The sequence below is a fragment of the Pseudocolwellia agarivorans genome, from assembly GCF_002000085.1.
GTDB lineage: Bacteria > Pseudomonadota > Gammaproteobacteria > Enterobacterales > Alteromonadaceae > Pseudocolwellia > Pseudocolwellia agarivorans.
Window position 1 is genome coordinate 13,917 of record NZ_MUZU01000006.1, and the last position, 19,630, is coordinate 33,546.

At 35.8% G+C, this 19,630-nt stretch carries 14 protein-coding genes; 8 read left to right on the forward strand and 6 right to left on the reverse strand.

Annotated elements, in window-relative coordinates:
• Positions 1 to 45 precede the first annotated feature (45 nt).
• The 3 genes from B0X80_RS20580 to B0X80_RS10665 all read left to right on the forward strand — a co-directional run bounded on the left by B0X80_RS20580 (position 46) and on the right by B0X80_RS10665 (position 2,865).
• On the forward strand, positions 46 to 1,215 hold the full coding sequence (locus B0X80_RS20580) for a GGDEF domain-containing protein (protein WP_245825437.1): 1,170 nt from the start codon (positions 46 to 48) through the stop codon (positions 1,213 to 1,215).
• Between the two features lie 33 nt (positions 1,216 to 1,248).
• Complete coding sequence (locus tag B0X80_RS20585) at positions 1,249 to 2,004, forward strand: putative bifunctional diguanylate cyclase/phosphodiesterase (protein WP_281253011.1); 756 nt, start codon at positions 1,249 to 1,251, stop codon at positions 2,002 to 2,004.
• A 72-nt stretch (positions 2,005 to 2,076) separates the two neighbouring features.
• Entirely contained in the window at positions 2,077 to 2,865 is a 789-nt protein-coding gene (locus B0X80_RS10665; RefSeq protein WP_077340170.1) for a class I SAM-dependent methyltransferase, read from the forward strand.
• A 110-nt stretch (positions 2,866 to 2,975) separates the two neighbouring features.
• Here the strand turns inward: B0X80_RS10665 and B0X80_RS10670 are convergent, their stop codons facing one another.
• Both B0X80_RS10670 and B0X80_RS10675 read right to left on the reverse strand, forming a co-directional pair.
• Positions 2,976 to 3,707, reverse strand: coding sequence for a PEP-CTERM sorting domain-containing protein (locus B0X80_RS10670; protein WP_077340172.1), 732 nt, complete (start codon positions 3,705 to 3,707; stop codon positions 2,976 to 2,978).
• Positions 3,708 to 4,051: 344 nt separating this feature from the next.
• The gene (locus B0X80_RS10675) at positions 4,052 to 4,372 is read right to left on the reverse strand and encodes a winged helix-turn-helix transcriptional regulator (RefSeq protein WP_077340174.1); all 321 of its coding nucleotides are present in this window, start codon (positions 4,370 to 4,372) and stop codon (positions 4,052 to 4,054) included.
• A gap of 116 nt (positions 4,373 to 4,488) precedes the next feature.
• Between B0X80_RS10675 and B0X80_RS10680 the strand changes: the two genes are divergently transcribed.
• A complete protein-coding gene (locus tag B0X80_RS10680) occupies positions 4,489 to 5,604 on the forward strand; it encodes an oxidoreductase (protein ID WP_077340177.1) in 1,116 nt (371 codons plus the stop codon).
• Position 5,605: 1 nt separating this feature from the next.
• On the opposite strand, the gene B0X80_RS10685 is transcribed toward B0X80_RS10680, so the two are convergent.
• The 3 genes from B0X80_RS10685 to B0X80_RS10695 form a co-directional block, all read right to left on the reverse strand.
• Positions 5,606 to 6,337, reverse strand: a complete 732-nt coding sequence (locus tag B0X80_RS10685; RefSeq protein WP_077340179.1) for a hypothetical protein — start codon at positions 6,335 to 6,337, stop codon at positions 5,606 to 5,608.
• Positions 6,338 to 6,414: 77 nt separating this feature from the next.
• Positions 6,415 to 6,690: a hypothetical protein gene (locus B0X80_RS10690; protein WP_076420378.1), complete on the reverse strand. Its 276-nt coding sequence runs from the start codon at positions 6,688 to 6,690 to the stop codon at positions 6,415 to 6,417.
• Positions 6,691 to 6,838: 148 nt separating this feature from the next.
• A complete protein-coding gene (locus B0X80_RS10695) occupies positions 6,839 to 7,582 on the reverse strand; it encodes an AraC family transcriptional regulator (protein WP_077340181.1) in 744 nt (247 codons plus the stop codon).
• A 202-nt stretch (positions 7,583 to 7,784) separates the two neighbouring features.
• On the opposite strand from B0X80_RS10695, the gene B0X80_RS10700 reads away from it, so the two are divergent.
• The 3 genes from B0X80_RS10700 to B0X80_RS10710 all read left to right on the forward strand — a co-directional run bounded on the left by B0X80_RS10700 (position 7,785) and on the right by B0X80_RS10710 (position 12,269).
• Complete coding sequence (locus B0X80_RS10700) at positions 7,785 to 8,957, forward strand: Gfo/Idh/MocA family protein (RefSeq protein ID WP_245825438.1); 1,173 nt, start codon at positions 7,785 to 7,787, stop codon at positions 8,955 to 8,957.
• A 2-nt stretch (positions 8,958 to 8,959) separates the two neighbouring features.
• A complete protein-coding gene (locus tag B0X80_RS10705; protein ID WP_077340182.1) occupies positions 8,960 to 10,015 on the forward strand; it encodes a sugar phosphate isomerase/epimerase family protein in 1,056 nt (351 codons plus the stop codon).
• A gap of 310 nt (positions 10,016 to 10,325) precedes the next feature.
• On the forward strand, positions 10,326 to 12,269 hold the full coding sequence (locus B0X80_RS10710) for a TonB-dependent receptor plug domain-containing protein (RefSeq protein WP_077340183.1): 1,944 nt from the start codon (positions 10,326 to 10,328) through the stop codon (positions 12,267 to 12,269).
• A 134-nt stretch (positions 12,270 to 12,403) separates the two neighbouring features.
• Here the strand turns inward: B0X80_RS10710 and B0X80_RS10715 are convergent, their stop codons facing one another.
• Positions 12,404 to 15,838: a ThuA domain-containing protein gene (locus tag B0X80_RS10715; protein ID WP_077340184.1), complete on the reverse strand. Its 3,435-nt coding sequence runs from the start codon at positions 15,836 to 15,838 to the stop codon at positions 12,404 to 12,406.
• 545 nt (positions 15,839 to 16,383) lie between these two features.
• On the opposite strand from B0X80_RS10715, the gene B0X80_RS10720 reads away from it, so the two are divergent.
• Positions 16,384 to 19,152, forward strand: a complete 2,769-nt coding sequence (locus tag B0X80_RS10720; RefSeq protein ID WP_077340185.1) for a methyl-accepting chemotaxis protein — start codon at positions 16,384 to 16,386, stop codon at positions 19,150 to 19,152.
• Positions 19,153 to 19,630: the final 478 nt, after the last annotated feature.

A 19,630-nucleotide genomic window follows, 5' to 3' on the forward strand; every position in this document is an offset into this window, starting at 1 on the left:
TTTAGTCTATTCTTATATAAATATCTAAATCAAAAGTATCTGCATTTGTTAATTAAAAATAATTCAAAATTAAACAAGCGCATGCAGCAAGATGCTGCCGTATTATTGTATGGCAATGCTGTTGCGGGTATTTTTGTAAGCTTATTAACCTCAACTTTTCTTGTTTTTGCGTTTACTTACCCTCAGGTTGATCCCCTTAAAAAAGTCTGGTGGTGGGGAATGCTCACATTGCTTACTTTAAGGTTTTTAGATGTTTTATGGTGGAAAATAAAATTAGAAAACACTGAGTTTGATGGCCAAAAATCAATTACTCACTTTACAATTGGCGCTAATATTACGGCAATTATGTGGGCAATTTATTTAGTTTATTGCACAACACAACATAATGATGTTCAGCTAACAACAACTATTATTGCAATTGCCGCTATGGCTGGAGGTTCTGCTACTGTTCTTGCTGGCCATAAATTTACCGCTATGTTTTATCCTTGCGTGCTGCTTGCTCCAGGTTCAATAGGTTTACTATTATCACAAGAATCATCACTTCAATTACTAGGTATTTTGGGCTTATCTTTCGCTTTAGTGATGTTTATTATTTCAAGAAAGTCTGCCAACTTTACAAGCCATACGTTATTTTTAAAAAATGAGAACTCGGTACTCATTCATAGTATGGAAGAGAAGGTTAAACACCGTACACAAAAGATTTATGAGCTTTCAAACCTTGATCCCCTTACCCATTTATTTAATAGAACAGCTTTTTTAGAGAAGTTAAAATTTGTTACGGAAAACTCTACGACACCTTTTGCATTATTGTTCATTGATTTAGATGGTTTTAAAAAAATAAATGATTCAATAGGACATAAAGCTGGCGATGTTATTTTAAGAAAAACAGCAGAACGTCTTAATCAATTTACGCAAGATAAACAACTTTTATGTCGCTGGGGTGGCGATGAGTTTTTAATTGTATTTGCAAACACTGATGAAGCCACCGCAATTGAAAAATCTAAACAGTTAATCACTCTTCTTTCAGAGCCCCATAGTACTGAAAATAGCGTTTTGTCTGTAGGTGCAACTATTGGCATAGCACTATATCCACATCACGCTACTACAGAAGAACGCTTGATCCAATTAGCTGATATGGCTATGTATTATCAGAAAAAACAAATGCGTTCGACTGTAGGTGTATTTTCTCAGCAAATAGAAAAATTATTTGCCTAAGAATTACATTTAAAAAATGGTTTAACAAAGGCTATCGAAAACCAACAATTAAGGCTGGTATTCCAACCTATAATATTTTCTAAAAGTCTTAAAGTATCTGCTTTTGAAGCACTTATTCGCTGGAAGTATGAAGATGAAGATATTCCTCCTGAAGCTTTTATTCCTATAGCAGAGCAATACGGTTTAATTCATGAGATTGGTGCATGGGTCTTAAAAAAGGCCTGCGAACAAGCAAAGCAATGGAGTACCGAACAAGACATTGCTGTTTGCGTAAATGTTTCGGTTATACAGCTACACGATGAAAACTTTATAAGCATAGTACATAGCACGCTTTTAAAGAGCTCTCTGCCGGCAAAGTTATTACATATTGAAATTACCGAATCTGTTTTCGCTTCAGACTTAACCCTTATATCAAACCAAATTAAGTCCCTCCAAGCGATGGGAATTAAAGTTTCTATTGATGACTTTGGTACCGGGTACTCTTCACTATCAGCTATGCAAGACTTAGCTGTAAACATAGTAAAAATAGATCGCTCATTCGTAAATAAAATAGACAGCAATGGTAAAGCAATTATATCTGCCGTTATGCATATAGCATCAGCATTAAACTTTTTAGTGGTTGCTGAAGGCGTAGAAACGAAAGAACAAGCTCAAGCTTTATTGCTATTAGGTGTCCATTACTTTCAAGGTTTTTATTACTCTAAACCGATAGAAATAGAAAACATTCCACGTTATTTAGAAAACAACTTAACCCCACATAATAACGATAATTTAAATAACTCAACGTAATTATCTGCAACAGCACTCGATTATCACTTACAATAAGCATTACAGTAACGTTTTTATACAACTTAATACTCTATGTACATCAATCCAGCTTGGCGCATATTAACCATAGGAGACGGAGATTTATCGTTTTCTTATTCTTTATTAAAAAATTATTGTCCAAAAGCGTTAACAGCGACTATTTTTGATGACTATGCCTCGCTAACAGCTAAATACGGCGAAGAGCATTTTCAGCAATTACAGGCTCAAGGATGCGAAGTACTTACAGGTTTTGATGTAACTAACAAGCAAACATGGGAACAACTAAACAAACAACAATTTGATGTGGTTATTTTTCAATTTCCGCTAATTCCTGCATTCAACTCCGTTGAAGATTATCAGCAACAGTGTGTTAACGTGAGTATGAATACCTTACATCGTCGTTTACTTCGCCAGTATTTATTACATTGTTTTAATGAGTTTTTAGATAGTAATGGCGCGCAACTCGCTTTTATTACGTCAAAAGATGTAAAGCCCTATAGACAATGGAATATTGAGCAAGCATTAACGCTAAATACCGATATTAATTACCTTGGCTATATGCCCTTTGAAATAGAAAACTTTCCTGGCTATAAAATAAGAAATGTTGACCGAGATAAACACGTGAAAGACACACAAGGTATTACTCATGTATTTAGTCGCCTAATAGCTACAGAGCTTGATAACAAACTAACTATGCCCAAGTACCTAAGTAAACATTATTGTAGTGGCTGTCGAATTGGCCCATTTCATACAGAACAAGATAGAACAAACCATATTGCTAGTAAAAGGCATCAACAAATGGCATTGTTTGAACAGCAGTGGCTGAGGGATATTGAACGGTAGCATACTTCGCGCTACTCAAGTTTCATTTGAATACTAAAATTTATTTAAAAAAAAGCACCAAAATGATGTTTGGTGCTTTGTGTAAAACGACTATTTAAAAGTAAATGACATTATTTTTGTAATTTACGTGTTGTTAAAACAAATACACCTAATGCAAAAATAACAAGTGTTGACGGCTCTGGGACTGAAACCTGAAGTGAATTTGATGCAAATAGAATATCATCGTAACCTATATCATCATTACCATCAGCACTAAAGTCAAAGGCTATAGAACCAAATTTTGAGCCATCATCGGTTTTAACCCCCATGAAAAACGTACCTAAGTTTTGGAAGTTTAAACCTTCTGCAACACCAGATAAAGAACCTAAAAGTGAACCAGTACCATTAACCCCTGAAAAAACTGAAATAGTAAAGTCACCTCCTGTCCAAACATCAAATGTACCTATACCTGCAGCAAAGGCTCCACTTGTAAAACTTAATGTTAAAACGCCAGTGTTATTTATCTCTAAATATTTTGAACTTTGATGAACACCTTCACCAGGAATAGCACCAGTAGTATTCCCATCAATAACACCAGCACCATCTTTAATGGTTTGATTATTAGATCCAGTAGAGGTAATTGATATGCCATCAGAACCAAGATATAAACCTGAATCTAGTAAACCAAGTGCATGTGAGTCAAAGTTTACATTATTATTAATTTGATACCCATCAGCTAATACGTCAGAAGTCCAATTTACCGAATTACTTGAAGAATCTGATGTATAAAAAACTAATCCCGCACTTGCCATATTCGCAAATGATGTAACAGATAAAATTAATACGACTTTTAAAAATTTCATATATTCCCCCTTTAGTTACCTTTTATGATTTACACTTATTTTTAAACTAATGGTTGCAACCATTTTAATTTAATGGCAACAAATATTAAGCCAATAACAAAAAACACTTTGCTTTCATCAACTTAAAAGTTTACCAAAGATTTCAACGTTACTTTTTGTAAAAAAACGTGACATTAGCTTCTTCTCCAAATAAAGACATATATACCAATAACACTCAGTACATTAATCTTAATTCGAGATAATATATTTCCAATCGGTTGATTTAAAATAAATAAAAGATGATAAATCCAAATAATACCTACATTGTTTCTTATGTTAAAATTAATAACTTTTGTATTCAGAACTCACAACGCTCTCAAATATCTATCCCCCCATTTTTCTAATGCTCTAACAACAGGTTCAAGCGTATTACCTAGGTCTGTTAAAGAGTATTCTACTTTTGGGGGAACTTGAGGATACACTTCGCGATGCACAATGCCATTTGCCTCTAAATCACGTAATTGTTTCGTTAACATACGTTGCGTTATATCAGGAATAAGACGCATAAGTTCATTAAAACGGCGCGTATCAGAACATAGATAAAACAAAATCATCCCTTTCCATTTACCACCAATAAGATCCAATGCAGTTTCAGTTGGACAAGCATCTTTTAATATTTTAGGCATAATTTACCTCATTACAGTATACAAAATGTATGTATAGCACAAAAATGTGCATTCTTATAAAAAAGAAACCATTACGTTAAGCTAATCAAACTCATCAATCACAGAGATTAACGTCAATGCTTAACAAAACATTAATTTTAGAAAACACAGCAATTAAACAACTAGCACTTAAAAACAAAACCGTTGTTGCTCCCATGACTCGCGTTAGTACGAAGGGCGATGGCATACCCACCCAACAAATGGAAAAATATTATCAACGTTATGCCAAAGGTGGTTTCGGGCTAATAATAACGGAAGGTACATACACTGATCGATCGTTTTCACAGTCGTATCCGAACCAACCGGGTATTACAAATGATGAACAGCAAAAAGGCTGGGAAAATATAACTCATTCAACTCATGCAGCTGGTGGAAAAATTATAATGCAACTAATGCATGCAGGAGCTTTGTCTCAACATTTATCGAATACGCGCGGCCCATCGTCTATTCAACCGACAAGACTAATGTTAGAAGGTTACAGTAAAAAACAAGGGCATTATCCTTTACCGCAAGCGATGAATTTATCTGAAATTGATGAGGTAATTAATGGCTTTTGTAATGCAGCTATGCGTGCAGAGAAAGCAGGTTTTGATGGAATAGAAATTCATGCCGCCAATGGTTATTTACTTGACCAGTTTTTAACTGACTATACCAATGAACGAGAAGATAAATATGGCGGAAGTTTAGAAAACAGGTGCCGTTTAACCGTTGAAATTATTACATCGATTAAAAAAGTAGTATCCAAAAACTTTATTATTGGTGTTCGTATTTCACAAGGGAAAGTAAACGACTTTAATTACACTTGGCCTAACGGACTCAACGACGGAGAGATTATTTTTACTGCTTTAAAAAATGCGGGTGTCGATTACATTCATATGGCAAGTGAAGGAAAAGGCTTTAATCATGGATGCCTTACTCGAAATGGCGAAAGTTTACCTAAATTAGCCAAAGAACTTACAGGGTTAACCATTATAGCGAATGGGGGTTTAGATAACCCGAACGAAGCTAACCGTATTATTCAAGATAAACATGCAGATTTAGTGGCATTAGGCACTGGAGCTTTGGCTAATTTTGATTGGCCAACTCGATTAAAAAACAATATTACCATAACTCCTTTTAACCCTAACATGTTTGCTGAAGGCGTAACCATTGAAGAACAATTTAAATGGGAAGAAAGTACAAATGCCGAGTAAATCACTCAAACGCTACTTGCATATAACGATTAACTTTATCGTTAGTTAATCGTTGTGGTGATATTTTATCAACTATCTCAAGCGCTTGATAAAATTTACTTAAACCTACTTTGTCATCAAGCGGCATAATTTCAAAAGCATTGGTATTTATCACCTCTTTTAATAAAGAAAGTGAACTCGTTAAAGACTCTTTAAATTCAGGTGATTTTTTTGCTTCTTCTACATCAATTAAAATTGTTTTTGCCTGCGATAATGCACTTTTTAAGGCGGTAAGTGTTTCACTTTCTTCTTCTGGTTCTTCATCATTGTCTGCATTTGTCACTGCTTTTACATCGATCGCATCTAAACGTTCTAAAAAATTACCAATAAAGGAGGCTATATTTTGGCTAGATACGTCTTTGGATGCTGCTAATTCTTCATCAGACAATTCGGTATGAGTTAAATTGGCATATTCTTCTTTAGAAATTAAGCCTAGCTGATAAACACGCTCTTTTAATGAGTCTACGTCATCAAAGTTTAAGCCTCCTTGTCCAAAAAACTCATTGCTTAATGAGCTGATCTTTTGCGACCGTGAACTTAAATACAAGTTTGAGCTATTACTTGATGTGTTTTGAACACTAGCTGAAGTGTCTTCTTTATGTGCAGCAACGATTTCATCAACTTCACTTGTATTAGAAGGTATCGCTGAACCAGTATTAAATAAACTGTTAAATAAATTAATATTGTTGATCATAGGTTTTCAACAAAAAATTGACATGTGCAAACCTAAAGCAAATACCATTCCTTAGTGGAATTTAATCTTCGCTAGGTTTACCTTGTTTCGTCTTGAGCACCGTTTTCACGTTCAGAATTTAGAAATATGTCTGCGTACTGATTAAATTCGTCTTGCTGCATATCGAATACAACATTTTTAGCAACACGTTTTTCATACCCTTGAGGATATTCAATTGCATGTTTAGAGTCAGACATTTTTAGGTAAATATCGTGCAATATATCGTCTACATCACATTCTTGATGCACAAGACCACGTATATATTTACGTAACGCTTGAGAAAGTAAAGGGATAGATGATAATGAAGTTTTCATAAACAAAGCGTTAGTTCGAAGAACTCATAATTAGATTAGGCGCGAAGTCTAACGACTTATGATGACAATTTTATGAAGAGATATGACCATCATCTTTAATTAATCTCTTAAAGAGAAAAAAAGGTTTATTTCTGAAGAATCATAAACCTTAAACCTTCATATTCATGGATTGATTTTGGTTTCTTACTTCTGAAGGTTGTTCATCAAACAGCAGCCTAAATTGTTTACTAAAATAGCTGTGTTCGATAAAACCTGATTGATAAGCCACTTCCGAAATAGGCAATTGAGTTTCTACCAATAACCGCCTTGCATGCTCTAAACGTGTTTGATTAATAAATTGTTTCGGTGTTTTCATCAAATATTTTTTGAAGCGTCGCTCAAGTGCGCTTACCGATAAATGTGCTACGTCAGCTAGTTGCTGAATTTTTATATCAGACTTAAAGTTTTCTTTAATAAAATTAACCGGAGCGTTAATGGCTTGAACATCAGACAAAACTTGCGAATTTTTTTCTAAATGACGAGTTATCCCGTACGAACCAGTGATATTACCTTGCTCATCAAATATAGGGCGTTTAGAGGTTAAAAACCAAGCGATATTGCCTTTTTGGTCTGAGTTAAGCTCAACCCTATCGGTAATAAGCTCTCCGTCCATGACTTTTTTATCGTCAGTAATAAATTGCTTAGCAATATGAGGAGGGAAAAAGTCGTAGTCTGTTTTTCCCAGTGCTTGTTCTAAATTTTTTACACCTACTTGCTCTAAATAGACAGTATTTGCATACTCTATTTGGCTATGTATATCTTTTATCCAGAACAAAACATCTGGCAGCAAATTAAACATTTGAAGTATTTGCTGTTTTTCTGTGGGCTTTATAGATTGTTGCTCTGACGACATATTATTTTCTATAGAATTCACTAATTGCACATACTAACAGTAGTTACAAAGATAGTCTAAACGCCGAAATTATTACATTAAAAACCGATTTCATACTACCGCTATTTTCTATAATTTTAATAGACTTAATTAAATTTTTTACATTTAACATTTTTTGATAGTAATAAATAGAAATGTTAATTCATTACTCGTTGGAGTTGGAATGGTAAATAGTTCAAATAGAAAAATACGAATGGGTATGATTGGCGGCGGTGAAGGTGCTTTTATTGGCGCGGTTCATCGAATTGCTGCTTTTATGGATGGTAAAATAGACCTCGTTTGTGGGGCATTTAGTTCAAGCCCTGAAAAGAGTTTATCTTCTGGGCTAAGTTTACATATTGCAGCAGACCGCTGTTATTCAAATTACCAACAAATGTTTGAACTAGAGTCTCAACGTCCAGCAGAAGAAAAAGTCGACTTTTTTGCTATTGTTACCCCAAATCACTTGCATTACCCTATCGCTAAAATGGCGATGGAATATGGCTTCCACGTGCTTTCAGATAAACCTGCCACCCTCGACTTAGCCGAAGCCTTATCGTTAAGTAAAGTGGTTGAAAAAACAGGTCGCCTTTACGGTTTAACCCACACATATAATGGTTACCCTTTAGTTAAACAGGCCCGTCACTTAGTTGCTACAGGTAAACTAGGCGCGGTACGTAAAATAGTCGTTGAATACAGCCAAGGTTGGTTAGCTTCGAAAGACGATGAAGGTAGCAAACAAGCCAGTTGGCGTTTAAATGCTAAGCAGTCTGGTATTAGTTGTTGTATGGGCGATATCGGTGTACATGCGGCTAATTTAGCTGAATATGTATCAGGTTTACAAATCACTCAACTTTGTTCAGATTTAAATTCAGTCGTTGACGGTAGAACTCTCGATGATGACGGCACCGTATTATTACGATTTGATAATGGCTGTAAAGGTGTATTAATGGCGAGCCAAATAGCCGTAGGTGAAGAAAACAATTTACGCCTACGTATTTATGGCGAACATGCCAGTATAGATTGGTCTCAGCAAGAGCCTAATAGCTTATGGTTACGCAGTAATACTGAACCCACACAACTTATTCGTACAGGTGTAGGTGAACTTTGTCCAGCAGCTCAACAAGCGATACGTACACCAGCGGGTCACCCTGAAGGTTACTTAGAGGCTTTCGCGAATATTTACATGAACTTTACTCGTCAAATTACTGCATTTAATGCAGGTGAAGTATGCGATAACGAAAGTTTTGACGTACCCGGAATACATGAAGCAATACGAGGTATGGCATTTATTAGTAACGCCGTATCAGCCAGTAATGAAGACACTAAATGGTCTGACTTTAGTATAGAGGAATAATAATGAAACAAATAAAAGGCCCTGCTATATTTCTTGCACAATTTGCAGGTAATGAATCACCGTTTAATAATTTTACTGAAATTTGCCAATGGGCCAGTGGTTTAGGCTTTAAAGGCATACAAATCCCAAGTTGGGATGGGCGATTATTTGACTTACTAAAAGCAGCTGAGAGCCAAGTTTATTGCGATGAAATTACCGGCATAGCGGCCGAACATGGCTTAGTGATTACAGAACTTTCAACTCATTTACAAGGTCAGTTAGTGGCAGTAAACCCTGCCTACGATCAAATGTTTGATAGCTTTGCTCCTGATGAAGTAAAAAATAACCCAGCCGCTCGCACACAATGGGCTGTTAACCAAATGATGGCAGCAGCAAAAGCGAGTCAAAGATTAGGCTTACAAGGCCATGCTAGTTTTTCAGGTGCTTTGCTGTGGCACACTATGTATCCGTGGCCACAACGCCCTCAAGGATTAGTAGAACAAGGGTTTAAAGAACTTGCTGGCCGTTGGTTACCGATATTAAATGCGTTTGATGACGCCGGTGTTGATGTTTGTTATGAATTGCACCCGGGAGAAGATTTACATGACGGTGTAACCTTTGAACGCTTTTTAGAAGCAACAGGTAATCATCCTAGAGCAAACATTTTGTATGATCCGAGTCACTTTGTGCTGCAACAGCTAGATTACCTAGCTTTTATCGATATTTATCACGAACGTATTAAAGCGTTTCATGTAAAGGATGCTGAATTTAATCCTTCAGGTCGAAGTGGTGTTTACGGTGGCTACCAAAGCTGGATAGACAGACCTGGACGCTTTAGATCGTTAGGCGATGGCCAAGTAGATTTTAATGGTATATTTAGTAAGCTGACTCAACATGGCTTTGATGGCTGGGCAGTAATTGAATGGGAATGCTGTATTAAACATCCTTTAGATGGCGCGCGCGAAGGTGTAGATTTTGTTAATAAACATTTAATTCGCCCTACTGAAAGAGCCTTTGACGATTTTGCAGGCATGGGGGCTGATGAAGTACTTAACAATAAAATTCTTGGTATTAAATAATAAGTTATGACTTAATAACAGCCATAACGTTTACCAAATGCTTGTATAACAAAAGCATTTGGTAAGCACCTACTCTTAACCTTATTATACCGAAACTTAGCTCTATTGTTTTAGCTGAACCCTTTTTCTTCATGAAATGTTTACACTATAACTATCATTAAATTTTAAATTATTTATAAAACCAGTAAATTGTATGTAAAATACAAACGTACTTGATCACATTTAATAACCATTAAGGTCTTAAAGGATATTTTATACTTATTCAATTAACTATTGAGATTGGTATTTACCGCTATCCGCAAAATTCATTATGAAAAACAACATTCTTCCACAACATTTTTTTAGCACATTACGAAACACTTTATTAGCCGACTTTAAATTAAAAGCAACCACTTTATGTTTAGCGCTACCTCTTTGTCATAACAGTTTAGCCCAAGCAAACGATATAGAAACCCTTACCGTTATTGGTACGCATATCTCTAATGCAAGCTCATCAGAACATATTCCCAATGTTTCAATAAGTGCAGATGAAATAGCCGCACTTACACCTAACAGCTTTGCTGATATTTTACGTGGTGTTCCCGGGATTGATATCACAGAACAAGGTGGCGCAGCCGGATTAACCTTTTTGTCAATTAGAGGCAGTGAAGCGAATTTCGTTGTTATTCTTGTTGATGGTGTAAAGGTAAATGACCCTACAAATAGTCGTGGCGGTGCGTTCGACTTAGGTACTATCGATCCTGAAATGGTTGAAAGCGTTAATGTTTATTATGGTGGCTATTCAACCGTACAAGGTAGCGATGCACTTGCTGGTATTGTTAGCATAAAAACCAAAAAACACGCAGCAGATAAAATAGGTAGTGTAAGCCTTTCTGCGGGCTCTAATAGTGTTACCGTGGGAAGCATTCATTTAGGTAGTGAAATTGCTGATATTGCTGATTTCAACTTGTTAGCATCTTATCAAAATAATGACGATAGTCACTTTGGAGATGCGTTTCATCGCTCAGCTATAAATGCTTCATTAAGTTCAATTAATAATGACACTACACTGTGGAATATTGGCCTATTTTACGTTGATGGACAGGGAGAAACTTTTCCAGAAGACAGCGGTGGAGATCGTCTGGCTGCTATCCCTTTACAAGAAACAAGAGAGTTTACACAAACAAATACTAACGCGAATATACAGCACAACCTTACCGATACATTTAATCTTAAGTTCAATGCCGCTACAACTAAACGCGAAGAAACCTCGATAAACCCTGGTATCGCAGAAGGCAAACTTGATGCAGTGCCGGCAATTGATGTTGACTCTCATTACAAAAGAACCGACTTTAGCTTAACGGCAAATTACGCCTATTCAAATAAAATTCAAATGGCTTTAGGGGCATCTATAGCCGATGAAGATGGCGGAATGGACAGCGTTATTGATTTTGGTTTTCCTCTACCTGCCGTTTATACTTTGTCTCGACACAATGAAGCTGTTTTTGCTGAAACCACGTTAGCTCCATTAACTGAACTTAATATAACAGCGGGTATTCGTCATGATAAAGCTGATGATATTTCGGTAACCACTCATCGTGTACTGAGTCGCTATCAAATCTCAACAGCTCACTCTTTTACAGCTCAATACAGTGAGGGTTTTAAGTTACCTAGCTTTTTCGCTATAGGACACCCTTTAGTAGGTAACCCAGACCTTAAACCCGAGCTTAGTGAGAATTATGAAATTGGGCTAGATAGCGCGTTTAATCAAAATAAGTTAACTACTCGTTTTAATCTTTATCAAAATACGTACAAAAATTTAGTGGATTTTGATCCTGAAACATTTACAAATGTTAACCGTTCAAAAGTACGTGCTAAAGGTGCTGAATTTGCACTAAATATTAAATTGAATGAAGATTTATATGCTAAAGCAAATATTGGCTATGCTAAATTAGACACCTTCGATACAGAAATAAAACTCCGTAGAAGACCTAAATTAAAAGGTGGTTTTCAGTTAGATTATAAACCACTTAACAATGTGTCACTCTTATCTCGCATTACCTTTAATGGTAGTTACTATGATAGTTCTGTGCCTACAGGAACGGTTGAAATGGCCGGTTTTGCACGCGTCGATCTTGCCTTACGTTGGAAAATTGATAAATCCCTTACCTTTGCATTTAGCGCCAATAATATATTGGACAACAGTTATGAAGAATCGGTAGGGTTTAGTAACAGAGGACCTGTTTTAACGGCTAAATTAACAAAAAGCTTATAATACCCATTTGAATCATAAAGTGATCAACTTGGTATATACCCGCCATAAACAAAGTATGAAAAAAGGTCAGTGAATCTGCATTCACTGACCTTTTTAGTTTTTACTCAATGGTTACTTAATGACAATAAATTACTCTAGTTCAAAAAAGTAAATGAAACTAAGTTAGCAGTAAGCTTATCTTTATTGGCGCCTTCAGCTTTCACGACCAAAAAGAGCGGTATTTTTTGTTTTATAGGATCAAAGGTTAAAGTTAACCTTTGATCATCACCTCGCTTCATCCCTGCATAATTAAACTTATCTTGCGCAATAACCTTACCTGATACACTACCAACTCGTAATTCAAATACTGCATTTTCAGATAACTCTGGTTTATATTGTTGTAACAATGTTATGCCTGTTACTTGGTTAAGATCGTATTCACCTAATGGGATCGCAATATTATTACCAGACACCAAGATTGTTTTAACTTTAGCGCGAGTTAACTCTGTTCCTTCTACCTGACCTGCAGCTTTGAATACTGTTTCCGCTTTAAGAACAGGAGAAATAAACGTATGTGTTTGTTGCTTTTCAATAGCTGAAAGTTCTTGATTACCATTATCCGTATAGCTAGCTTTTAAAATATAAGCCCCCTCTTCTGTAACTTTAGGTAATCGACCCGTTAAGGGTAAACTCGGAGCTTTTGACTTAAGTAATAATATATATTGAGCAAGCGTTCCTCGTACTTCTTCAGATAAAAAGTCGTGCGCCGGCATTTGATGATCCCCCCATCTCCCCGTGCTACCTGCTGCTATAGTTTTCTTCAAATACGCGATAGGATCTTTTAATGACGCATATTTATCTGCTACTTTTTGGAACGAGGGCCCTACGGAAGCCTCTTTTTCTTGATGACACCCTGTACATAAGTTTTTCTTAGTAGCAGCGCGACCCGGACCAAAAGGATCATTAGCTAAATGTCCTACGGCTTTTTCAACTTTTCCTACCTCTACTTTATTAAAAGTAATATTAACTCTTTCAAAGTTTTCTGACGTTTGAGTAATTTTGCCATCTTCTAGGTCATCAATATTTACACGATATTTTGGCGATGCTTGGTTAGGCCAAATAAAACTATGATTATCTTCTACCGTAATACTAATTACAGGTTGTGCATTACCGACTTCTAACAGTTTATAAACATGATGACTTTCACCTTTATGATCGGTTACCGACAACTGCATACCAAAGCGCCCTTTTTCAGTTAAATCAAATGTAACATCACGTCCTGTGACGGCTTTAACATGAGTATAATCGGCTTGTTCTGGGCTTTGCTCTATATTTAAGCTAGCGACTTTCCATATATACGTTAGGGGATCGTTATCAGGATCCGTAGAGTTTTTTGCAGAAGCTGTAACAGCAAAGGGTACAACCCCTTGCGTATTTTCAATACTAATTTTAGCGTTAGGTTTTCTATTACCTGCACCGGTATAAAATACTTTTGATAATTTGGCATCGATATTCCCTGTATGCCATTTAGAGCCGTACTCTAGTATATAAAGTTCACCTTTATTGCTAAATTTTAAGTCAATAGGAGCAATAAATTCAGCATCAGGAACAAACTCTTCAATTTTGTATATATCACCATTTTGGTCACTAAAAACAACCTTGATCCAACGGCGCATAAAGTCTGAAATAAATAACCCACCGTCGTAATAACTAGGTAAAGCTTTATCTCCTTGTTTAGTGCGATAAACCCCTGCAACCAAAGCATTACGAGAACCTGCGCCTAATTCAGGGAAAACATCAGAATTACTATAGGGATACCAAATATAAGCAGGTTGTGCGGCAGGTAAACTTTTTGCACCTGTATTTCTAGGTGAGTTATTCATGGGGAAAAGAGGATTATTCCACTTTCCTGGTTGTTGCGCTTCGTAATCAAACTGACGATAAGCTTTATTATTGCCAATAAATGAAGGCCAACCAAAATTACCGGCCTGTGTAACTTTGTTTATTTCATCGAATCCTTTAGAACCATATTTTTCATTATATCCTTTAGCATCGGGGCCTACGTCACCGTAATATAAAGTTTGCTCTTTATCATCAAACGCTATGGTATAAGGATTACGTGTCCCCATGACATAAATTTCAGGCTTACCTATGCTTGAATTAGCAAATAAATTCCCTTTAGGGATAGTATACGAACCATCTTTTTGAGGAGTAATGCGTAAAATTTTACCACGAAAGTCTTGTGTATTTCCGGCAGAGCGGTAGGCGTCGTGAGCAACTCTACCCTCTCTAAAATCAGAAGGTCCAACACCATGAGATTCAAACGGATTAGAATTATCACCTAAAGCAATAAATAAATTGCCCTTAGCATCAAACTCCATATTACCACCAGTGTGACAACAATTACCTTCACTCGGAGCATCAAACATATCTATACGGCTTGCCTGATCTATTTGACCCTCTTTAAGTGTGAAACGAGACACTCGTTGTGTTAAATCTTTATCAGAACCAGTTAATGAGGAGTTATACATAAAATAGATATGTTGGTTTATATCAAAATTAGGATCCAACGCGAGTGCCAATAAACCAAACTCACCAAAACCATCAGGTGAATACACATCAATTTTACCAACTTCAGTCATAGTATTTGTAGACAATACAACACGTTTTACTTGCCCTTTACGCTCAACATAAAAAAGCGTATTACCATCTTGAGTAATGTCTAAACTTACAGGCTCATCCAGCCCTTCAAATAAAACGTCTTTAGCAAAACGATTAGGTTCAGGTCTCGACTTTGCATAATTACGTTCATTATTACCTATAGCGTATTCAACCCCCCCTAATAAATGTTCCATATAGATAGGATCACTAAAGTTACTGGCATTATGACCTACCCCTGTATAAAAAGAGCGGCCGCCATCAAACTCATGATACCAAGCAATAGGATGATAAACGCCATGCCCGCCACCATTATACGTACCTTCATCAACGCTAATTAAATCTATTCTGCGATCAGATAAGCTTTTAAAGTCGTACCATTCGTCTGCAACACTAAAAAAATCTGGAAGCTTAGCCGTTGAAGGGTGATCTTTTCTCAGCACTTTAAGTTTTGCTGTTTGTACATTTGACGGTACACCCGGATGCCCTTTAAAAACAGCCCCCACGAGACGCCTATACCAAAACCAATCACCGCCCGATTCAGTATCAGTTGCAGAATGAATACCTACAAATCCACCACCTGCTTGTATATAACGTTCCATAGCAACTTGTTGCTGCTTATTAAGAATATCACCTGTGGTATTTAAGAAAATTAAGGCTGAGAAAGCGGAAAGCTCTGCATCATTAAAAATAGAAGCATCTTCTGTAGCTATTACCTGCATCCCTTTATTACTAAGTGCTTGTGTTATTTTTTCAGTACCTAGTTCAATTGATTTATGTCTCCAACCTTTAGTTTTGCTAAAAATTAAAACTTTTTCTGTTGCTTGAATACTTTCTGGTTGTGTTGAATTTTCATGATCCGCACAACCACTAAAAATAGTGGCTAAAAGTAGAATAAAAAAATTAATGACAAAATGGGGGGATGAACTCATATAGATAGTACCCTACAAAAACTAGATAATTTGATAAATATAAAGAAAATAGACCTGCATGACCTATAAATACTCTATAAACACTTACAGCTAATAATAAGTTACACGATACATTATTAAATTAGCATTATGCCAAAGAGTTTATAAAATTAGCTCGAATAACAATAATACGAAATCGCCTTATTTTGTAAGAAAATCGGCGCTTTAATAGATAAAAAAAAAATTCTCTAAACACGTTATAAACAAAAGAATAAACCTTGTTCTGTTCATTCTTGAGGCCTATTCAACACTTTACTTCTTATGCCATAAATCAATTGAACAAATCATCAAGATATAGTCAAAACAACCACAACCTTTATTAAAAAAAAATGATTTGTTTATTTAATACCTAATATATTCATCAACACTAAAAGATAAAATTCATAATAAACAAACATTAAGCGTTGTTTTATTATTTTCCTGTTATAATTAATAAAAATTTAAATCGTTATGCACTATTATTTAATAAGTATTAAAAGTGTTTAACTCCCCTGCGAGATATTAATATGTTCAAAATGGAAAATTTGAAAACCAAAATCATGTTACTTTTGGTGGCTATTGGTCTTATCCCTGCTCTTATTATCAGTATTATCACAACAATTAATAACTCTGAAGATGTATCAAGTAAAGTCTACAACCAACTCACTGCGATTAATCAAATAAAAAAACAGTCCATTGAAACCTACTTTACAGAAAGAAAAGGCGATATGTCTGTACTCGTTGAAATCGCAAGCACCATGAAAAAACAATCTTTTATGAAGTTGTCTGCAATTAACTCAATAAAAAAAGCACAGTTGCATGATTACTTAGCTAATAACAATACCCAGCTAGAATTACTTTCTAAACAAAACGAATTACACAAACATATAAATACACTATCAAACAGCTTTTCAAATAAAGGGCAGTGGAAAACATTGCTGGATCAATATGACACTTCATACAAACCACTGTTAAATTATTTTGGTTGGTATGACTTTTTTATTCTCAATAACGAAGGTACGGTTATTTATTCCGTCACTAGAGAAAGTGATTTAGGCCAAAACATTCCGAAAGACTTAAACGACAGTTCATTTTATCAAGCCTTTACATTAGCTCAGCAAAGTAATTCTACAGATATCCAATTTGCTGATTTCAAGCCTTATAGGCCAAGTAATAACGATCCCGCTGCATTTACTGTAAAACCTGTAACCGTTAAAGGTAAACGCATAGGTTATATAGCTTTTCAACAACCTATAGAAAAAATTAATCACATTTTAGGTAACCGTGAAGGAATGGGAGAAACAGGCGAGTCTTATTTGGTCGGCACAGATAATCTTATGCGTTCTGACTCTTACCTTAATCCTAAAGATTATTCCGTTAGAGCTTCTTTTGCTTCAAATAATAAAGTAGAAACAACAGCAGCAATAAATGCGTTAAAGGGTAAAAAAGATACGCAAATAATCAGCGATTATAATAATAACCCCGTAGTGAGTAGTTGGGACTATTTAGAAGTAGCCAACGGTGTTAGATGGGCTATTATTTCTGAAGTTGACGTAGCTGAAGCATTTAACCCCAACACAATTAAAAACGAAGAATTTTATAAAAATTATATAGAGCAATATGGTTACTATGATTTATTTCTTATAGATACCCAAGGTTATATTTTTTACAGCGTAGCTAAAGAAGCTGATTATCAAACGAATATTTTAACAGGAAAATATTCGTCATCAAATTTAGGTCATTTAATTAAACAAATACAAAACAGTGGGCAATACGGCTTTATTGATTATACTCCTTACGCTCCAAGTAATAACGAACCCGCAGCTTTCATTGGGCAACCAATATTAGACCCTAACGGAAAAACGTCCCTCTATATTGCCTTGCAGTTACCTCTTGAAGGAATACAAAATATTATGGGCGTAAGAGAAGGCATGGGAGATAGCGGAGAAAGTTACCTAGTGGGTATGGACTTTAAAATGAGAAGTAATTCATTTTTGGATCCTGAAGGTCACTCAGTTAAAGCGAGCTTTGCAGGCACTATTGAAAAAAATGGTGTTGATACCCAAGCAGCAAGAGATGCTTTAGCTGGCAAGAAAGGCACTAATATTATCACCGATTATAATGGCAATCCGGTGCTCTCGTCTTTTGACCGGATAGATTTCGACAACTTCAGTTGGGCTATTTTGTCTGAAATAGACGAGCCAGAAGCCTTTGCTTCTATTAATAAAAATACAAATTTCATGATAATCCTCATGGTGGTATTTGTGGTTGTTATCGCGTTTGTGGGTATATTGTTTGCAGGTAAAATAGCATCTCCCATTATCGTGGTATCTGAAGCTGCACAACGTGTTGCCAAAGGTGATTTAACGATTAAAGTGGCTAAAACATCTAATGACGAGGTCGGTCATTTACAAGTGGCCATTCAACAAATGATTAATAATTTAGCCAGTATTGTTAAAAATATAGAAATGGTCTCTTTACAACAATCAAGTACTTCAGAAGAGTTAGCAACTATTACTACTCAAACGAGCCAAACACTATCGGTTCAAAGTGTTGCATCAGATCAACTTAAAACAGCGATGGAAGAAATGGGCACCACGGTAAACGATGTCGCGGCAAGTGCATCTACCACATCCTCAGCTGTACATGAGATTCAAAATAAAGTTGCAGATAGCTCAACTAAAATAAGTGACACCTACAACGCTATTTTATCTATGACAGATAAAATACAAGACTCCGAACAAAGTGTTCAAAAAGTACGAGCAGACTTTAGTCAAGTTGTTACCGTACTCGATGTTATTAAAGGGATTGCAGATCAAACGAATCTTTTAGCCCTAAATGCAGCCATAGAAGCCGCTCGAGCAGGCGAACAAGGTAGAGGTTTTGCCGTGGTTGCAGACGAAGTAAGACAGCTTGCCCAACGCACCCAAGACTCAACCAAAGAAATTAATGATATGGTAAATACGATCATGGATGGTGCTAATTCTTCGGTTGAAGTAATGGCTAATAGCGTTATTCAAGCAAATACAGTTAAAACACATGCGCAGGAAGTTAATGAGCTTAATAAAGTCATTAACGACGAAATGAATCAGATAAACGATTTAAGTACACAAATAGCTACGGCTGCTGAGGAACAATCGGTTGTTGTGAAAATTATTTTAGAAAGCGTAGAAACACTTAATATAGGTGTAACGGAAACCAGTACGGCTACAGAGCATATTGCTGAATCGAGTGTCGAGTTAGCCAAACTAGCCACTGACTTAGAAAGAGAAGTATCCGTTTTTAAAATTACTTAAATATTACATCAGTAGCATACCCTCCCCTTAAGCTTTGTTATAAGTTACTTTATAGCAAAGCTTTTTATCTCTTCCCTCAAAATCACTAGGTAATAAAACACCTTAAACCAAGCGCGTATTATTTTAGATGAAGTTATAGGTGAATAAAATTCATTCATCAGGTGATTTCTTAACACTTGTCACATGTGTCAAGTATTTCTAGAATGAACTTGTTTTTAAATCTCCCCGATTGATGAAACATATGTTTGTTGTTTTGGACGCCTTATGGCGTCCTTTTTTTTATCTTCCATATTTCATATCAAATTAATTCATTGCGACTTACCCCTCCTTATTATTCTAATAAGAACAATGTATACACGCTATAAAAACAACCATTATGGTGCACACCAATGCACCACAAAAGAACATTACATTAAAAATTATGATATTAGCTAAAGAAAAAAAATTAAACGATTGTTTTAAAAGGTAAAATAAAAAC